Origin of the sequence: Streptomyces telluris (genome assembly GCF_024519335.1) — a bacterium.
GTDB lineage: Bacteria > Actinomycetota > Actinomycetes > Streptomycetales > Streptomycetaceae > Streptomyces > Streptomyces telluris.
The window spans coordinates 34,209-50,455 of sequence record NZ_JANIID010000043.1; the positions used below are offsets into that span (position 1 = coordinate 34,209).

Consider the following 16,247-nt stretch of genomic DNA (forward strand, 5'->3'; position numbering starts at 1 on the left):
CGAGGGCTCACGCGATCAGCAGGGCACGGTCCCAGCCCGTCGCCGGTGTCGTGTCCGTCGCGAAGGTGTGCAGGGCCAGGGCCGTGCCGGCCGCGCCGGTCAGGAAGCCTGCGCGGTCGGCCGTCCGGCCGCGGGGCGGGGGCGGGTGCCGCAGGCCGAACGGCTCGTCGGGTGCGGCCCGGTCGGTGACGCGCCGGGCGAGCCAGGGCAGGAGGTCGCGCAGGCAGGGGTCCCCGGTGTCGTGAGCCATGCGCCAGGTGATCTGCAGGACGCCGCCCCAGCCGTGGCACAGCCCCGGATCCGCCTCCTCCTCGCGGTCCTCGCGCCGTGCCCGGACGAGCTCCGAGCGGAAGCCGGCCAGGGCTGTGCTCCGCCACTCCGGTACGTCCAGGGCCCGGCCGGCGAGGTACAGCGCCCGGCAGACGCCCACCGCTCCGTAGCACCAGGCCGGGCGGTCCGGGGCGTCGTCGGTGGCCACGGGGGTGCCGCCCGCCGGGTGCAGGACGAGCGCCCTGGGCCAGCGGGTTCCCTGCTCGTCGTGGACACGGATGTCCGCCAGCCAGTCGGCGAGCGTGTGCATGGCCGCTTCCTGGCCGGGGACCACGACGCCCTGTTCCCAGGCAAGGGCGAACAGGGCGAGCGGCCCCGGTGCCCCGTGCGCGAGCCCGGCGTTGGCATGGCCGGCCTCGGGTGTGGTGGGCGGATAGCCGGGTCCGGGGCCCTGGGCGGTCCACCAGCCCGGCAACGTGCGGCCGTCCTTCAGGCGTACGGGCACGGTCAGCGCCACGAGGGCGGCGAGCACGTCGGCCAGCGCGTCCCGGCCCGGGGGGTCGTCGAGCAGCTGGGCGCCGAGGCCGGTGAGCCCGGACACGACGTCATAGGCGGCCATGGTCACGCACTCGCCGTTCCCGGGCCGGCGCCGCAGTTCCCGGGCGGCCGTGTCGCGGGCGTAGCGGCGGAGCTGGGCGCCGAGCCGTTCGGCGGCTCGTAGGGGACGGCCGACGGCCGCCGCCGCGCGCGACAGGACGAAGGCGAGCGCGGGCACGCCGTAGTAGAGGCTGGGCCTGGGGGCGGCGGAGGGTGCCGTCGCGGCGCGTGCCGTCGCCTCGGCCAGCCAGCGGTGAGCGGTGCGCAGCGCCTCGCCATCGGCGTGCCCGCGTTCGAGGTGCAGCAGGGCGATGCCGGGCAGGCCCTCGCTGAGGGTCAGGTCCTGCCAGGCGGGCCGGGAGGCGGGGTGGTGCGCCGCGACCCGCCATGGGTCGGCGAGCCGCTCCGCGACGCCGGCGGCCAGGGCCAGGGCCTCGGCAGCGCCGCGGGCCGTCACGCCCCCGCCTTGACCCGGCCGAGGTGCGCCCGCAGGGCGGCGCGGGCCAGGGCCAGTGACTGCCGTTCGGCGGTGCGGTCGATGCCCGCGAGCCGGTTGTGGTGCATGTGCAGCAGGGAGGCCAGCGCGCGTTCCTCCCCGCCCCACCGCTCCGCCGCGGGCAGGGCGCGCAGCCGCCGCCCGTACGCGGCCACGGCGGTGGCGCGGCGGTCCCAGATCCGCAGCAGTTCGGCTCCGCCGGGGTGACACTCCAGGGCCTGCCAGCGGCCGTCGGCGTCGAGGAGGCGGCGGGCGGGCTCCCGCAGGGCGGTGGGGGCGTCGTCGTGGCCACGCGCGGCGTCGTCGCCCAGGAGACGGAGCGCGCCGTCGGGCCGGCCGAGGAACCGGTGGTGGAGGTCGATGTAGTTCGCGGCCGCCAGGAGCCGGGCGTCGAGGGAGAGGGTGCCCGCGCGCAGCAGGGCGAGCTGCTCCAGGCAGGCCCTGCTGTCGGCGTCGAAGGCCGCTTCGGCCGCCGCCATGGCCGACGGGCCACCGTAGCGCTCGAGCTCGGGGTCGTAAGTGTCCAGGGCGAGCCGCCCGCACAGCCCCTGGTCCGCGAGGCGCGCCGCCCACTCCCCCAGGCGCGGCAGCAGCCGCCCGCCGAGGTCGGCGGGCTCTCCGTGGAAACGCAGGCGCAGATGGGGGTCGGGGTCGGCGTAGCGCAGGTAGAACCAGCGGGTGCCGGACCCGTTCAGCAGGCCGGGCAGATGGGGGGTCAGACGGGTGGTCAGGATTTCGTCGTGGCGCTCCGGCGAGCAGAAGAGCTTGGCGTACAGCCAGCGGGAGCCGGGGTGGTGGGCGGTGGCGGCCCGGCGGCGCGGCGGGGCCGCGAGCGGCTGCCGGGCCGTATCGGGGGCGGCGGTGCGGACCATGGGGAAGGCGATCTCGGTGCGGTGCCCGGCGGACCAGCCGCTGCCGTACTCCGCGCCCTCCGGCGCCTCCCGCAGGTGCGCCGTGGGCCGGCGCCGCCACTCGTGCCGGAGCAGTTCCAGGTGCGCGTCGGAGGTCAGGTCGAGGGTGAGGCGCTGGTCGCCGTGGACCGCCGTGACCCGGTCGGGCACGTCCGCGCGCTCGCGCCAGGCGGTGAACAGCCGCCGCCACTCGGCCGGTCCGGTGGCCGGGTCGCCGGCGGCCGCGGGCAGGTCCGGGTCGGCCGGGTACCAGCGGGCCGGGGCCAGAACGGAGCGGCCGGAGCGCACGCGGGGCAGATACGGCAGGGCGGCCGCCGCGCCCCAGTCCCAGACGGGCAGCGCCGACTCCCCGGAGCGGGGCAGCTCGGCCAGGAAGCGGGCCGTCCCGGGGGCGTTGCCGCGCAGGCTGAGCATGCTCGGCATGACGGGGACGACCTCCGCGGCCAGCGCGGCCGAGACGAGGGCGAGCCTGTCCGTCGTCGCCACCACGGCCAGGTCGTCCAGGCCCAGGGCGTACCGCGACGCCCGGTCGGTGAAGGCCGCCACCGTGATCACGTGGTCCGTCCAGCGGGGGACGCGGCCCACATTGGCGGCCCGGCCGCCGAGCGTGCGGAAGGCCAGCTGGGCGCGGACGGCGCGCGGGTCACGCGCGGGAACGGAGCGCAGCACCTCCCCGAAGCGCTGGGCCTCCTCGCCCAGGGCGGGCGCGAAGCGCCCGGCGACGGCGCCCGCGACGGCCGAGACGGCGCCGACCAGCAGCCGGAACCGGCCCTCGGCCATGGCCTCCAGGGACGCCGCGCGCACCTCGGCCACGAGGTCGAAGGACAACAGCGGCGCGAACCGCGCTCCCTCGGCGGCGTCCCGGTCGTCCCGCGATGGGCGGCCGGCTCCGGTCAGGCGGGCCACGCGCGTGTCGTCCAGGACGAGCTCGCGTTCCCCGGCCGTGGCTGCCTCCTGCGCCCAGGCCAGCAGCAGCCGGTCGCGGTCGTCGAGGCCCTCCGCGCCGGGCAGGGACCGGGACGCCGCCGGTGCGCGGTACTCCTCGGGGACACCCAGGCCTCGCTCGGCGTCGAGGAGTTCGGTCAGGGGGACGGCGCGCCCCGTTCCGTAGCGCTCCAGGAACCGGGCGTGGTATGCGCGCAGATGCCGTGGCCCGGGCCGCGCGGCGGCCAGGGTCGCCAGGACACCGGCGGTGCGTTCCGCCTCGGCCCGTACGGCCTCGGGCAGCCGGGCCGTGACGTCCAGCCGCAGGTCGGTCTGCACCAGACGCTCGGCCGGGTGCGTCCGGTGCATGCGCGCCTCGGCCACGGCGAGGGCGGCCCGGCCCCGGCCCGGGGCCCGTGTCGCGTAATCGGCCAGTTCCCGCTCGACGAGCGCCAGGTCCCGCAGGACGTCCCGGCTCCGCACGGAGAGGCCCTCCCCTGCGCGCGCCGCCAGGCCGAGGACATGGGCCAGCGGGTCGCCGTCGTCCATGGGCGGGTGCAGCTCCGTGAGCAGCACCCCGCGCCGGACCAGTTCGGTGAGCATCGCCCGGACGGTGTCCCCGTCCACGGCCGGGAAGTCCTCCGTCATCCGCCGGACGAGCTCGGGCCAGGGCACGGGGGTACGGGCGAGCTCCAGCGCCCGCCGTACGGCCGCCGTACGGCGAACGGTGATCTCCTGCACCGCCGGTTGCCGGAGGGGGACGTCCGCCGGTTCGGGGACGAATCCCAGCACCAGCCGGTCGCCACGCACCGTGCACAGGTCGTTGGCCGTCACCCTCAGGGCCGCCAGGACGCCCGGGTCCTCCTCCAGGCGGCTGACGACAGCGGTGAGCCAGCCCATGTCGGCTCGTACGGCCTTGGTGTGCCGCTCGCCCCAGCGGAATTCCGGGCGCCGCGCGAAGCCCGCCGTCGCCACGCCGGCCATGAGGCCGAAGGGGGTGGCCCGCTCGCTCATGCGCAGCGCGTAGCGGGCCAGGGCCCGCTCCGCGCGGCGCTCCTCCTTGGCCGTCAGGGGCGCGCCGGCCGCCGCCCTGTCCAGCACGGCGGACAGCGACGGGCTGGCGAGGGCGACGGCCTCGCGCAGCAGTCCGTCCGCGGCTGCCTGCCGCGGGGACGGTGTCCCCGCCGGGTCCGGGGCCGTGTCCACCGGCCGTATCGCCGCCCTCAGGAGCACCACGTCGGCGCAGGCATAGCCGCCGTTCGTCTCGTCCGCCGACCTCGTCACCGACACCTTTTCTCCGCTCCCGTTGGTCACCGTTCACGTGCGTGCGTGCGTGCCGTACGGGCGGGGGCGGGCCCCGCCCGTACGGCGTCCACCGGGGCTGGTCAGCAGATGCAGCCCGTGCCTGTGAGGCACTCGTTGCTGGTGACCAGGGCCACCCCCGCCTCGCCGGGCACACCTTCGAGGGCCGGCGCCGCGATCTCTTCCACGTCCAGGTCGAACAGGTCGTCCATGGCGATTTCCTCTCTCGCATTCCTTTGCACCGCGCCCTGGTGGAGCGGTTGAGAGAGCATGCTGGACCGGGCCGTTCAACAAGCGGTCAACACATGCCGAAGGGCGGCGGCGCCACTGGGGTGGGGTGCCGCCGCCCTGGGTGCGGGGCGGTGGGTCGTGCTGGAGCCGTGCTGCTGTTGCCACCGTGACGCCTCCGGCCTGCCGGCGTCAGGCGGGCGCGGTGAGGCCCGGCGTCAGGCGGGCGCGGTGAGGCATGCCGTCAAGCGGGCGCGGTGAGGCATGCCGTCAGGCGGGCGCGGTGAGGCGTGCCTGTGCGATGAGCCGGTCGAGCAGCGAGAGCAAGCAGCTGCGGACGTCCTCCCGGGAGCGTGCGTCGAGCAGGAGGACGGGGGTGTCCGGGTCCCTCAGGTGCAGGGCCGCCTTGATCTCCTCGGGGGTGTACGGCTGCTCGCCGTTGAAGCAGTTCGCGCCGACGATGAACGGCAGTCCGCGGTTCTCGAAGAAGTCGATGGCGGGGAAGCCGCGGTCCAGCCTCCGGGTGTCGACCAGGACGACGGCCCCGAGCGCCCCGTACAGCAGGTCGTCCCACATGAACCAGAAGCGTTCCTGGCCCGGCGTGCCGAAGAGGTACAGGGCCACTCCGGCGTCGCCGAGGGTGATGCGGCCGAAGTCCATCGCGACCGTGGTCGCCGTCTTGCTCTCGATGCCGTCGAGGTCGTCGACGCCGACGCCGGCCGACGTCAGCCGCTCCTCGGTCCGCAGCGGATCGATCTCGGAGATTGCTTCGACCAGAGTCGTCTTGCCGACTCCGAAGCCCCCGGCGACGAGGATCTTGACGGGGGACGCTTCCGGCGCGGCGGCGCTGTCATAGTCGGGCAAGGTTGTCCCTGATTTTCATGAGCAGATGGACATTGGAGGTCTCGGAGGCGTCCAGCGGCGGCCGGTGGCGGATCAGGCCGCGTTCCAGCAGCTCGCCGAGCAGGACCACCATGGGAGTCAGGCGCATCCCCATCCGGGCGGCGATCTCGGCGACCGCCCGTCCGTTCGGCGACGGGCACATGGCGAGGATCTCCTGCCATTCCGTGGGCAGGCCGCCGTGACCGTGGCTGCCGGCACCGGGGGCCGCTGTGATCACCGTGTCCATCGTCAGGCCGTGGCGGGACGCGGCTGTACGCCCGTCGGTGAGGGCGTACAGCCGCGTCCGGCGGCGCCGTCCGGGCTGGGGGTCGGCGGCCATTACGAGGTGGGCGCCTGTGAACGTTCCGGGGTGTCCAGCCACTCGCCGAGCGCCTGCGCGGCGCGGACCGTCTCGCCGCCCAGTTCCCCGAGCCGTGCCTTGCGGGAGGCCACCACGATCAGGGTGCTGCCCGATCCGCACCCGACGATGCACAGGTACCGGTCGTCCATCTCGACGAGTTGGCGGATCACTGCGCCGCCGTCGATCTCCCGCGAGATGGCCTTCATGGTGGAGGCTATGCCGGAGGACGCGGCGGCGACCCGTTCGGCTTGGTCCCGCTCCAGCATGTAGGCGCTGAGCTTGAGCCCGTCGTTGGAGAGGAGTACGGCTCCCTGGATCCCCGCGATCCTGCTCAGGTTGTTGTCCAGGATGCTGTAGATCGCATCGTTCTGTGTCGTCGTCATGGCTGGTCCTGTCGGAGCTCGAGTTCCACTTGCCTGGTGCTGTCTTCGTAGTCGGCCCAGGCGTCGGCCACCTCTTCGGGGGTGGCGGCGTCCTGGCCCACGCCCACCGGTCCGGCCGTGCGCGGCTCGCGGAGCTGCTGGGCCAAGTGGGCCTGCGGGATGCGCTCGGGGAGGGCCGGCCGGCCGGAGGTGTCCCCGGAACCGGGCCGCGGCGGTGCCTCCGGCGCCGTGTTCCCGGCCTCCCGGGTCCGCTCCTTCCGCAGGCGGCGGGGCAGGCCCGGCGCGCCGGGAGCGGGCTCGCCGGGAGCAGGCTCGCCGGACGGGGCGCCGGACGGGTCGACGGCCAGGTCGACGGGCGGGGCACCGGCCGGGTCGACGGGCGGCCGCTGCGGGACGAGCTTCGGCCGCCGCTCCTCGGCGGACTGCGGTTCGGACCCGGCTTCCTCCGCCGGTACAGGCGCCGCAGGGCGCTCCCGGGTCGTCACGAGGTGCTCACCCGGGACGATCACTATGGCGGAGGTTCCCCCGAACGCCGACCGGCGCAGCGTGACCGTCGCCCCGAGCTGGTCGGCGAGGTGACCGACCACGAAGAGGCCGAGCCGGTGGGCGTTGCGGGCGAGCACGGAGTACGGAGGCGCCGAGTGCAGCCGGGCGTTCATCTCCTCGTACCTCTCGGCGGTGACCCGCGGGCCGCGGTCCTCGACCTCGATGCAGAGGCCGTCGCCGACCAGTTCGGACCGGATGGCGACCCTCGTCGTCGGCGGGGAGAAGCGGGTGGCGTTGTCCAGCAGCTCCGCCAGGAGGTGGCTGAGCTGGCTGATCACGCCGGCCTCCACGCTGGTCTCGTCCATGGCGTGCCGGTCGATGCGCCGGAAGTCCTCGACTTCGGCGGCCGCCTCGCGCAGCAGATCGGCGATGCGCATGGGCTCCATGTGCGGGTCGGGGACCTCGCCGTCCGCCAGGATGAGCAGGTTCTCGATCTGCCTGCGCATGCCGACCGTGAGCTGATCGGAGCTCATGAGGTCGGCGAGGAGCGCCTCGTCCTGGCCGTAGGTGTCCTGGATGTGCTCGGTGAGGGCGAGCTGCCGGCTGACCAGGTTCCCGGTCCGTGCGGCGATGCCGGAGGCGAACACGCTGAAGCCCTGCCGCTCGTCGGCGAGCTCCCGGTGCCCCTCGACGGACACGGCGACGACGCGGGCGAAGGCGTCGCTGATCTGTCCGACCTCGTCCTGTTCGCCGCCCGGCTGCGGCAGTGCGTCGGCGCTGACGGCCTCTCCGCGCCGGAGGCGGGCCACGACCTCCGGCAGGGTCTCCTCGGCGACCGCCACCGTGCGGTCGTGGAGGTCCCGCAAACGGCGCAGGACCGAACGCGTCGTGAAGACCACGACGGCGACGACCAGCAGCAGGGCGGCACTGCTCGCCGCCACCAGGACGACGACCTGGTGCTCCAGTTCGGCTGCCCGGTCGTCGGCGTGGGCGAGCAGCTCCTGCAGCTCGCTCTCGTTGAGGGTGTTCAACCGGGCGGAGAAGGTGTCGTAGGCCGCCCGCCAGTCGCTGACGTCCGGCGGCAGCACGACGCCGGACGAGGCGTCCCGGTGCTCGTCGACGACGGCCTTCTCGATGCGGGACTTGGTCTGCCAGGCGGTGGAGGTGAGGATCCGCTGGAGAGCGTCCTGGTCGTCGAGGGGCAGGTCGCGGGCGACCGAGTCGTACAAGTAGTCGGCCGCTCCGGCGGCTTGGATGAATTCACCGAATCTGGCGGACGTCAGCCTCCCGGAGGGGCCCGACAGCGCGAGGATGGAATCCTCGCGAGCCACCGCCTCCGCCGCCGAGAGCAGGGCCACGAGCGACGTCGTCTCCTGCGTGAGCCCGCCGTCGTCGACGTGGCTGAAGTCCCCGTAGCAACGGACCGTCCCGCCGATCAGCTCGGTGTAGTAGTTGACGGTGTCGTCCGGGTTCCCGTGGCGTGCGTCGGCCCGTTCGCGCTGGGCGCCCAGGTCGGCCAACCCCCGCGCGACTTCACGGAGACGGTCCTTCGCCCGGTCGGAATGGACCTGTTCGGGGTCCGACGACTTCAGGAACGCGGTCACGGCCCGGTCGGTGTCGGCCCGGCGGCTCCGCAGGTCGGCCCCGGGTACGGGCATGCCCGACCACCAAGCGGCGGTGACCGCGCGCTCCGACTGCAGTCTGGTCATGAGCTGGTACAGCGGTACGACGGTCTGCCGCCCGGCCGCCACGTCCTCGCGCAGGTGCCGGGCCTCCCGCACCGACCGCTCGGAGCTGATGACGACCTGGACGCCCATCGCCAGGGTGGGCACCACTGCGAGCCCGACGAGCAGGGTACGCAGGCGCACGGCTCGACGTCGGCTTCTTCGTACCGGCTCGCCCGGGCCTTCGGATCCTGTGGGAGTCATCAGTCCTCGTCAAACACAGCCGACCATTTCGGAGTGGATGCCGATCATAACCAGCCAATTCCAAAAGCAGCGGTTGAGGTTGACGTGCGGGAATGGTAAAGGCGCTCAAGAGTAGTTCATTGCTGGTTGCGGTGATTGTTTGCTATGCCCGAGAAGTCGGGACAGGCGGGCGACGGTCGTTACCCGTCCCGCTCCATCCTGTTCCGCCCTGCTCCGTCCTTGCAGCCGCTCGGGCCGGGCCGGGGGCCAGACCGCGCCGGGCCTTCGGCGCCGTTGTGCATCTTCACACGCCGGGGCGTCGATTCGGGCAACCGCTCGGGAGGGGCCGTACCCGGCTCCTCGGCCTCGGTCTCCCGCCACCTTGCAGTGCCCGCCCCAAGCTGCGCGCGCTCCGGGGGTGCCGGCGGCGGGGTGGGGATCAGTCGGCGATCCAGCTCTTGTTCCAGGCGACGACGGTGCCGGCGGCAGTTCACCCTGCACTCGTCCCGCGCGGGCTCCGTGCCGTGGCGACCAGGTACGACCATCACTCTCCGGCCTGCCAAGGCCGGCTCGTCGGCGCCATTCCCGGAGGTGACCTTCCCACCGCAGGCGATGGCCAGGGACGACCTTGTCCCAGGCCACGGCAAGGCACCGGCAGTACGATGCGCGCCGAGAGCGCATGGGGGCTACTCGGCAGCGGCAGCAAGGAGCGGCCGTAAGCGCGCTCCCCGGTACGCCCGCGCGTACGCCCCGGTGCTTCCGCGGCGTGCGCTGGAACCATTGGCATTGGCAGCATCTCGCGGTGGAATGCGCTGACGGAAGCACCCGTACCGCGAGAGGAGTGGATCGTGATCCATATGACCGAGACCCTCGCTGTTCACACCGTCGAGGGGTTCCTCACCCCCGACGAGGCCGCAGAGGTCGTCAAGCTGATGGACGACCACCTCGCGACGACGCGCTGGGTTCCCGCGCGGCCCAGTGACGGGCTGGCACCGCCCGCCGCCGTGCAGGAGATCCTCGGCACGGCGGTGGAGCGGGCGCTGCCCGCGATCCGGCGTGTGTTCCCGTCCGCGACCGCGGTCACGCCGTGGGACTACCACGACCTCGGGCCCGGCGACCGGATCGAGACGCACGTGCACGGCGTGAGCGCACCGGAGTGCCGACCGCAGCGGGTGGCACGGGTGGCGTTCCACCTGCAGGAGGCGGAGCAGGGCGGGGAGTTCTACGTCGACACGAGCGCGTCGGACGCGCTGTGGACGGAGCGGACCGCCGGGTCCGGCAGCGCCTTCGCCCCCGGCACACAGTTCGTACGGGAGATATCCCACCACGCCGGGCCCGAGGAGATCGCCGCGCTGAGCGCCGTCCCCCGCACCCGCTGGACCAGCGCGCCGCCTGCCGGGACCGCCGTCATCTACGGAGCGCAACTCGTCCACGGCGTTGAGACCGTACGCGCGGGACGCCTGCGGAAGCTGATCACCAACCTGATGGACGGACCTGTCAGGACATGACCGTCCTGCAGAGACTGAAACCCCCGTGCCGGCGCTGCCACACCCTGGTCATCAGCTTCAGCGGTAGATGCCGCACCAACGTCCTGCCACCCGAATCCGGCGCCCGAGAGCGCCGGGCACCGTGAGAAGCACCTGGCCTTGTCACGAGTCAGGGGCTGTCGCCTACGGCCGTCCGAGATATCCGGCTCAATGGTGAGTCGGGTCGCCGGGCGCGTCCTCTGGGGTGCCGGAGGCGGGAGCGGCGGGGGCACCGGCCTCGTTGGGGCCTGCGTCGTCGTCCGGGCTCCGAACTCCCGAAGACATGGCGATCATGTAGCCGGGCAAGCTCTGCCCGTAGGGCCACGACCGCTCAGCCGGTGCCATGACACGCAGGTCGAGGCTCCCCCGCTGGACCGCCACCGCCCTTCTTCGGAGCGGCTCACCCTTTCGCGTGCGGCCGGAGGTGTGCGGCGGCCTCCGCCGTGGCGAGTGGGGCACGGCGTGGTACATCGTGACTCCCGTGTCCGATGTACCTCAGCGGCCCCCTGACGGGTGAGAAGCTCGTCCGGGTTGTTCAAGTTCCTGTATCGCCAGCGGACAAGGGCACGGGATGCGCCGGGGGCGGGTGGGCCCCCGGCGCGATGCCGGCTGTCTCAGCCACGAGGGCTTACTTGTGGCAGTCGATGTCGTTCCACCACCAGTAGTCGAGTTCCCGCCATGTGTTAGCCCCGATGATGCCGTCGTCGGTGAGGCCTGCGCACTGCTGGAACGCCTTGGTCGCGCTCTTGGTGGCCGCCCCGAACTGCCCGTCTACCGTGACGAGCCGGTCGAGCACGCTGTTGAGCTGGCACTGCGCCTGCTTGACCGCCAGGCCCTGGGAGCCGACGCTCAGCGTGGGCTCGTTGTCCGTGTAGTCGCACACGTAGCGCTGCACGCTCGGTGGCGCAGACGCCTGTGTCGCCTGGGCCTGAGCGGTGGATCCGCCAATGGCTAGCATCGCGACGCCGAGTCCGGTGGCGAGGCGGGCGCTGATCGGCATGTGTCCTCCCAGTATGGTTTCGCAGCTTGTGTTGCGATTTGCGTTCCTGTGTTGCTGTGTTGCGGTTTGTGTTGCGCCTTGCGGTTGCCCGCCAGTGCCGCGGAGCACGGCACGACCCGGCAGGTGAGCGTTCTGGAAAGACCCCCGTGAGCTGCTCTCCAGGTCTGCCGTCCTGCCGTCCGGTGCGTCGGTTGTGCGCATCGGCAAGGCCCGGCTACTGGCGGACGGGGCAAATCCTGGCTGCGGCGGCCCTTTGTTGACCAGCTCTGATGTCGTTCCCGGGATGTCCTGGGAAGCCTCGTCGGGTGGTGTGGCTGTGACCAGTGGTATCCCGGGGAGGCGTCGTCTCCTCGTGCCGGTGCCACTCGGACGCCGAGGTGCGATGGCGTGCCCGGAAGCAGTGGCTGGAACGGCTGCTTGCATCAGGAGGTAGTCGTCCCATCAGGCTCCCGGGAAGACTGTGTTGATGAACACTTCGGGAGAGGGGTTGCGGCGGGCAAGGAGGGGTCGTGCGGTGGAGGACGCTGCCGGAGTCGCACAGCCGGGCGGGGAAGGAGTTCGTCGCGGCGTTGCGAGAGGTCAAGGACCGCAGCGGCTTGTCCTTGACTGCTCTTGCGTCGAGGACTCCTTACAGCAGGTCGACGTGGGAGCGGTATCTGAACGGCAGGACGCTGCCACCGGTCAGGGCTGTGGAGGCGCTGGCGAGGGCTGTCGGTGTCGATGCCGAGCCGTTGCTGAGGCTGCGCACTGCGGCTGAGCCGGTCTGGTGCGCCGTGGAGGGGGGAGTACGGGCGGCGGCTGGTGACGGGGGCCCGGAGCAGAGCGCCGGACACGACGGCAGGAAGGGTGATGCGATCAACGTGCCCGCGCTGGCCGCGGCGGTTACAGCAGTGCTGGTGTCGGCTGCCGTCTCGGTCGGGCTGATCCTCGTGGGCCCATCGGGGTCGCCTGAAAACGCGACTGCCGACCAGGCCGTGGACAGGTACAGCTGCCGTTACGTCCGCCAGGGCGGTCTGATGTACGCCGGGAACAGCACCACCGTCAGCCAGTTGCTCGGGGTATTCAGCGCCGGTCCGGCCGTCGCGGAGATGCAGTGCCTGCTACGGCGCCGCGGTGTGGATATAGGGGTGATCGATGGGCGCTTCAGCGAGAGCACCGCGCGTCAGGTCGCCCGGGAGCAGCGGCGCGGCGGCATCGATGGCTACGGAGGTGTTGATGCGGAGACCTGGGCGTTGTTGCGGCATACCAGCTGACCATCCGGGAAGGAGCAACGGGGCATGACCCGGCCGGGCGAATCGCGGCCTAAGGCGATACCGGGTCACGTGGACGCTGCGTGGGTCTGTCTGGTTGAAGAGATGCGGGCGATGAAGGGCCGTTCAGAGCTCAGCCTCCTCGAACTGGCCGAGGCCACGTCGATCAGCAAGTCGTCGTGGGAGCGGTATCTCAACGGCAAGCAGTTCCCGCCTCGGCAGGCGGTCGAGGCACTCTGTTCGGTGGCAGGCCTGCCGTCGGAGGCTCTCCTGGCGCGATGGGAGCCTGCCGAAGCTTCTTGGAGCCGAAGACGGACGCCCGAAGCCTCCCCTGGCGGGGCGTCCACCATTGTCGCAGGCCATGGCGTTGTCAGCGAAACAGCCGCCTCACCGCACTCTTCGGTGGGTGGCATCCGGGACCAGCACAGGCGCGCCTCGTGGTGGCTGAGGGCGTTGGCGGCCGGTTCCCGCCTGCTCACCCGGCGCCCCGTCATCACGACCCTCGCCGTCATGGCGCTCTGCGGCGCAATGATCTCAGCGGCTTTCCTGGTACGTCTCTCCCGCTCCTCCGCCATGCCCGCGCCGCCCGTATGCGTGCTGGATCTCTGCGAGGGCAACGACCCGGGGCCGGCGGTGTGCGAGGACGCCAGAACACTGGTGGACCACGTTGCGTTCGACGGCACACGGCTGGCGATCGAGCACAGCCCCCGTTGCCGCGCGGCATGGGTCCGCACCCCACGGCTCAGCGCCGAAGCGCACATCGAAATCGAAGGGCCGGAGGCGCGCACCGCCTCAGTCACAGGCGCATCCACCGGGCTCGGCAAAGCCGGCCGTCCTGTCACCACACCGATGATCTCCGCCCCACGCCCCGAAGAACTGCGTGCCTGCTACTACGCCCCCGAACACCACCCAGGAGTGGAGTGCTTCCAGAAAGACGGAGGGCGCGCCCCTTGATGAGAGAGGGTCCAGCGCGCTGGCGGTATCTCCGCCGGTCCGGCGGATGGCACCGTGCGGACCGACCGCCTGAGGCGGCGCGGGCTATGTCTGCCCGCCGAGCACGACAGCCTGATGGCCATCCATGTTCTGTATCGCTCCGCTGACCGGGGAAGGACAAAAAGTCCCTGGTCGGCGGATCGCTGACCGCCACGGTCGGGTCCAGGTGAGTTCCCGCAAGCGCGTCACATGCTAACCATAGGGCTCTCGAACGCTGGTAGTCGTCCGGTGCCGAGCGGGCTGAATTTACGCGGACCTGCGTCCATCTCATTGGGCAAGGGCAACTGGTCAAGCGACGGCCTTCAGGGAGTGTGCCAGGATGCCGTCGCGCTTGAGAACAGCACCTGCGTCTTTCGTGCCGTGCCGCCGATGACGACCTCGGACCACCCTGTGTGCTTGGTGGACTTCGGCGCGAGTGGGCCTCGGGGCGAGCATGCGCCAGGCGTTCATGCTGCAGCAGGTCGCTCCGTTCGTCACCAGCCGGACAGTTTTCAGGCGCTGACCACCTCACGCACAGCCGCGAGGAACTCTTGTGTGCGCGGGTGTGTGGGGTGGGCCGGGTGGGCGAGGTAGACGGTGGTGGCGGGCGCGTCGGCGACCCGGACGAAGCGCACCCCGGGGTGGCCGTGGCTCTCCGCCGTGCCCGCGGCGCCGACGCCGAACGCGCCGCCTGTGGCGATGAGGTTCAGCCACTCGTCGACGTTGCGCACCTCGACCGTGCGGTCCGGGCGCTGTGCAGGGGGCCACAGGCCGACCGAGGCGGTGCCGGTGCCCGGCCACAGGGCCAGCGGGAGGGTCGGGCCCGGGCCGGCGGTGAGTTCCGCCAGGCGGACCCGGTCGCGATCCGCGAGCGGGTGGTCGTCGGGCAGGGCGGCGACGCGGTCCTCGGTGTAGAGGGCCTCGGTGCGGATGCGCGGGTCGGCGGGGACGGTGCGGAGCACCGCCACGTCGGTGTCGCCGGTGGCCAGGCCCGCGGTGCTGTTGTCCTGCCGGACCACTTCGAGCGGCGCGTGCGGATGCGCCCGGCGCCATGAGCGCAGCAGGGGGACGGTCTGCTGCCCGAGGACCGCGCACGTGTAGCCGAGCCGCAACGGCCGGTCGACGGCCCGGGTGTCGGCGAGTGCCGCGTCGAGGTGGGCGAGGATGGCGCGCCCGTGCCCGAGGAGGGTGGCCCCGGCCGGGGTGAGGTGCAGATGCCGGGAGGAGCGGTCGACCAGCCGGACCCCCACGCGCGCCTCCAGCTGGGCGAGCGTGCGGGAGAGGGCGGGCTGCGTCATGTGCAGCAGGGCGGCCGCAGCGGTGACGGTGCCCGCCTCGGCGATGGCGGCCAGGGCCTTGAGGTGACGCAGCTCCACATCCATGCATGGGAAGCATAGTCGCTGCCCAGACGGCATTTCCGGGTGCGGAGCGCGATCCGTAGCGTCGGATGCGCCGGGTGGTTCGCCCGGCTTCCCTCCCTGGGGCACTCGCTCCCAGGGGATCTCCCGGTTTTCCCGGGGCTTCGTTTATTCACATTGGATGGTGAGCTGTGAGGATTCTTCTGGTCGGCGCGGGCGGCACGCTGGGCTCCGCGGTACACAAGGCACTCGCGGAGCGCGGCCACGAGGTGATCGGCGTGGGCCGCACGGGCGGCGACCTGCTCTGCGACGTCACCGACCCGCAGGCCGTGGCCCGGATGTACGCACAGGCCGGTCCGCTGGACGCGGTGGCCGTCGCGGCGGGCGACGCCGTGTTCAAGCCGCTGGCCGAGCTGGCCGCGGACGACTTCGCGGCGACGTTCCGCGGCAAGGCCCTCGGCCAGGTGGAGCTGGTTCGCCAGGGCGCCCGGCACGTGGCCGCGACCGGCTCGTTCACGCTGGTCAGCGGGATCCTCACGCAGGAACCGATCGTGGCCGGGGCCGCTGCCTCCGCCGCCAACGGCGCGGTCGAGGCGTTCGTACGCGCCGCCGCGATCGAGCTCCCGCCGCAGCGGATCAACGCCGTCAGCCCGACGGTGGCCGAGGAATCCCTGCCCGCCTACGGGCCGTTCTTCGCCGGCATGGAGCCCGTCCCGGCGGCACGCGTCGCGACGGCGTACGTCCGCTCGATCGAGGGGGCGCAGACGGGGCAGGTGTACCAGGTGCACTAGGGTCCGCCTTCGAGCTGATCTTCCCCAGGGCCGGAGTGAGACGAGTGTGACCGCTGCTTCGTCGGAAGGGGCGGTCGTCACCCGGAGACGCTCCAGTAGTTGGCCGGGCTGTCGCGCTGTCGTGACGCTGATCGGCACTCAGGAGGACGGCTCGTGGTCGGCCACGGCTGTCCGCGGTGCGGTGGAGTTTGGTCGTCAGTCCGCGCGGTCCCGCAGGGAGGGCCTCGGGACCGGTCGAAGGCTTGGTCGCCCGGGTCGTACGGCCGGTGCTTCCCCCTTGTCAGCCCAGGCGCGGCGGCACGTAGCCGGTCGCGGTCGTGGGCTCCGCCCAGGGCCCGGTGCGAACGAGGTCGGTGAGCCCGGCCGCGCGGCCCTGAGTGATGCCGGGGCGACTTCCTGGCCGGGGCCGCGGCGCACCGTCTACGAACAGCCTGCCGTCAGCATCGGTGAGGAGGTGGTGGTAGTGCTAAATGATGTCCCGTAAGGCCTGGTCAGGCATGTGATGATCTTGGTGTGAGTGCTGTGGTCACGGCGTCTGAGCCGGGGTGGATAGGTCTGTTCTCCGGGCTGACCGAGCGGCAATTCCGCAAGCTCATAGGCGTT

At 72.5% G+C, this 16,247-nt stretch carries 13 protein-coding genes; 4 read left to right on the forward strand and 9 right to left on the reverse strand.

Annotated elements, in window-relative coordinates; genetic code table 11:
- Window positions 1–7: 7 nt before the first annotated feature.
- From NQU55_RS32295 to NQU55_RS32330, 7 genes are all read right to left on the reverse strand, one after another.
- On the reverse strand, window positions 8–1,324 hold the full coding sequence (locus NQU55_RS32295; protein WP_168094010.1) for a lanthionine synthetase C family protein: 1,317 nt from the start codon (window positions 1,322–1,324) through the stop codon (window positions 8–10).
- Entirely contained in the window at window positions 1,321–4,488 is a 3,168-nt protein-coding gene (locus NQU55_RS32300) for a lantibiotic dehydratase (RefSeq protein WP_256791641.1), read from the reverse strand. Before NQU55_RS32300 ends, NQU55_RS32295 begins: the two co-directional genes overlap by 4 nt.
- Window positions 4,489–4,583: 95 nt before the next feature.
- Complete coding sequence (locus tag NQU55_RS32305) at window positions 4,584–4,712, reverse strand: hypothetical protein (protein WP_256791642.1); 129 nt, start codon at window positions 4,710–4,712, stop codon at window positions 4,584–4,586.
- 286 nt (window positions 4,713–4,998) lie between these two features.
- Window positions 4,999–5,592 carry a GTP-binding protein gene (locus NQU55_RS32310; protein ID WP_256791643.1) on the reverse strand — a complete coding sequence of 198 codons (594 nt, stop codon included), beginning with the start codon at window positions 5,590–5,592 and terminating at the stop codon, window positions 4,999–5,001.
- Entirely contained in the window at window positions 5,579–5,950 is a 372-nt protein-coding gene (locus NQU55_RS32315) for a DUF742 domain-containing protein (protein WP_168094700.1), read from the reverse strand. Before NQU55_RS32315 ends, NQU55_RS32310 begins: the two co-directional genes overlap by 14 nt.
- The gene (locus tag NQU55_RS32320; protein ID WP_168094701.1) at window positions 5,950–6,354 is read right to left on the reverse strand and encodes a roadblock/LC7 domain-containing protein; all 405 of its coding nucleotides are present in this window, start codon (window positions 6,352–6,354) and stop codon (window positions 5,950–5,952) included. The genes NQU55_RS32315 and NQU55_RS32320 overlap by 1 nt, the downstream gene beginning before the upstream one ends.
- A complete protein-coding gene (locus tag NQU55_RS32330; protein WP_308402298.1) occupies window positions 6,351–8,708 on the reverse strand; it encodes a sensor histidine kinase in 2,358 nt (785 codons plus the stop codon). The genes NQU55_RS32320 and NQU55_RS32330 overlap by 4 nt, the downstream gene beginning before the upstream one ends.
- A gap of 887 nt (window positions 8,709–9,595) precedes the next feature.
- Between NQU55_RS32330 and NQU55_RS32335 the strand changes: the two genes are divergently transcribed.
- Window positions 9,596–10,255 carry a hypothetical protein gene (locus NQU55_RS32335; RefSeq protein WP_256791644.1) on the forward strand — a complete coding sequence of 220 codons (660 nt, stop codon included), beginning with the start codon at window positions 9,596–9,598 and terminating at the stop codon, window positions 10,253–10,255.
- Between the two features lie 646 nt (window positions 10,256–10,901).
- On the opposite strand, the gene NQU55_RS32340 is transcribed toward NQU55_RS32335, so the two are convergent.
- The gene (locus NQU55_RS32340) at window positions 10,902–11,168 is read right to left on the reverse strand and encodes a peptidoglycan-binding domain-containing protein (RefSeq protein WP_256791645.1); all 267 of its coding nucleotides are present in this window, start codon (window positions 11,166–11,168) and stop codon (window positions 10,902–10,904) included.
- Window positions 11,169–11,782: 614 nt separating this feature from the next.
- Between NQU55_RS32340 and NQU55_RS32345 the strand changes: the two genes are divergently transcribed.
- Window positions 11,783–12,526 carry a helix-turn-helix domain-containing protein gene (locus NQU55_RS32345; RefSeq protein WP_168096052.1) on the forward strand — a complete coding sequence of 248 codons (744 nt, stop codon included), beginning with the start codon at window positions 11,783–11,785 and terminating at the stop codon, window positions 12,524–12,526.
- Between the two features lie 24 nt (window positions 12,527–12,550).
- Window positions 12,551–13,477, forward strand: a complete 927-nt coding sequence (locus tag NQU55_RS32350; RefSeq protein ID WP_256791646.1) for a helix-turn-helix domain-containing protein — start codon at window positions 12,551–12,553, stop codon at window positions 13,475–13,477.
- A gap of 530 nt (window positions 13,478–14,007) precedes the next feature.
- Here the strand turns inward: NQU55_RS32350 and NQU55_RS32355 are convergent.
- A complete protein-coding gene (locus NQU55_RS32355) occupies window positions 14,008–14,877 on the reverse strand; it encodes a LysR family transcriptional regulator (protein ID WP_168096050.1) in 870 nt (289 codons plus the stop codon).
- A 167-nt stretch (window positions 14,878–15,044) separates the two neighbouring features.
- On the opposite strand from NQU55_RS32355, the gene NQU55_RS32360 reads away from it, so the two are divergent.
- The gene (locus tag NQU55_RS32360; protein WP_168096049.1) at window positions 15,045–15,644 is read left to right on the forward strand and encodes a short chain dehydrogenase; all 600 of its coding nucleotides are present in this window, start codon (window positions 15,045–15,047) and stop codon (window positions 15,642–15,644) included.
- The last annotated feature ends 603 nt before the right edge of the window (window positions 15,645–16,247 follow it).